Annotated in this window: 1 protein-coding gene; it reads left to right on the forward strand. The window is 57.3% G+C overall.

Features of this window, described 5'->3' with window-relative positions:
* Positions 1–539 precede the first annotated feature (539 nt).
* Complete coding sequence (gene ltrA, locus EOS_RS43085; RefSeq protein ID WP_047898358.1) at positions 540–1784, forward strand: group II intron reverse transcriptase/maturase; 1245 nt, start codon at positions 540–542, stop codon at positions 1782–1784.
* The last annotated feature ends 78 nt before the right edge of the window (positions 1785–1862 follow it).

Consider the following 1862-nt stretch of genomic DNA (forward strand, 5'->3'; position numbering starts at 1 on the left):
CTGTAGTGTGTGTCACGAACACGGGCGGAAGCCTGTGATGCTGTATCAAAGATGGGAGCAGGCCTCCCGAAGCCGGCCTGCAGGGGCAGGCTTCAAACCGCCCGGTGCTGCTGCGTTCAAAAGGCGTGGTGGTGAGCGACCGAGGAAAAGTCATCCGTGAAGGATGGCAGGTACGTATTGGGAAGATGAGCGAAAGCAAACTGGCCGATGACGCATCGTTACGTACAAACATACTGTCAAAACCGGGGTTGACTACAGGCTCCGGGACAAGTCGGGACGATACCTGTTTACGGACCCGTCGGCAGTCGGTGTATAGGCGGCATGAGCCCAATACAGGCTTTGATATGGAACGTGAGAACCTTTCTCCGGATGCAAAGGGAAATGACGAATGGCAGACACCATAAGGAAGAATACCGATGCCGGAGCGAGGGGCGGAGCCGCCTGTAGTAGTGTCGAAGCTCCTGTAATGGGAGTGGAGCGAAGGGGCGGCGTTATCCAGCTGACGAAGGTCATCAACCTGCACTGCGGGGAGGAGTGACATGACATCAGCGAAGCCTTACTGCATAGCGAAGCGGGTCGTGTGGGAAGCGTATCAACTGGTAAGGGCCAACCGTGGCGCTGCCGGCGTGGATGATGAAACCATCGCCATGTTCGAACAGAATCTCTTGGGAAATCTGTACAAACTGTGGAACCGGATGACATCGGGGTCGTACTTCCCGCCGCCGGTGAAGCAGGTGGAAATTCCGAAGGCCAAGGGTGGCACGAGAAAGTTGGGCGTGCCCACCGTGTCTGATCGAATTGCTCAAAGCGTTGTCAAGCTCATGATCGAGCCGACACTCGATCCGGTGTTTCATCCTGATTCTTACGGATACCGGCCGGGCAAGTCGGCTAAACAGGCAATTGCTGTGACGCGCAAGCGTTGCTGGCAGTATGACTGGGTTGTTGAGTTTGACATCAAGGCGGCGTTCGATCAGATCGATCATGCGTTGTTGATGAAGGCGGTGCGAAGCCACATCAGGGAGGACTGGATCCTGTTGTACATCGAGCGGTGGCTGACTGCGCCGTTCGAAATCGCGGACGGAACGAAAATGTCCCGGACGCGAGGTGTTCCACAGGGTGGTGTGGTCAGTCCAATCTTGATGAATCTGTTTATGCATTACGCGTTCGATAGCTGGATGAAGCGGACGTATCCACAATGTCCCTTCGCGCGCTACGCCGACGATGCGGTGGTTCACTGCCGCACCCAGGCGCAGGCTGAAGCGGTGATGCGCTCTATTGCATTACGGCTGGAGGAATGTGGGCTGACGATGCATCCGGAGAAGTCGAAAATCGTGTACTGCAAGGACAGCAAGCGTACTGGGGCCTTTCCGAACGTGCAATTTACGTTTCTGGGCTTCACGTTCGGGCCCAGGGGAGCGCGCAGTCGACACAACCGGCTATTTACCGGTTTCCTGCCGGCGGTGAGTGGCGACGCGCTCAAACGGATGAGGCAGGTGGTGCGGGGCTGGCGGGTCCATCGCCGCACGCCAGCGACGCTTGAAGAGATCGCGCAGTTATGCAACCCGATGATACAAGGGTGGTGGAACTACTATGGGGCGTTCTATAGGTCGGAGATGCGAAAGCTCTTCCACTATATAGACCAGAAGCTTGCACAGTGGGCCAGACGCAAATACAAGACACTCCGGCGGCGAAAGCAGCGTAGTGTCCGATGGCTCGGCAAGATGAAGGAACTCGCTCCACGGTTGTTCGTTCACTGGCGTATCGCTCGGCGCGAGGTCGGGTAACGGGAGCCGGATGAGGTGCGAGCCTCACGTCCGGTTCTGCGAGAGCCTCGGGGTGAAACTCCCCGGGGCTACTCACCA

The sequence above is a fragment of the Caballeronia mineralivorans PML1(12) genome, assembly GCF_001028175.1.
In the GTDB taxonomy this organism is placed as follows: Bacteria; Pseudomonadota; Gammaproteobacteria; order Burkholderiales; family Burkholderiaceae; genus Caballeronia; species Caballeronia mineralivorans.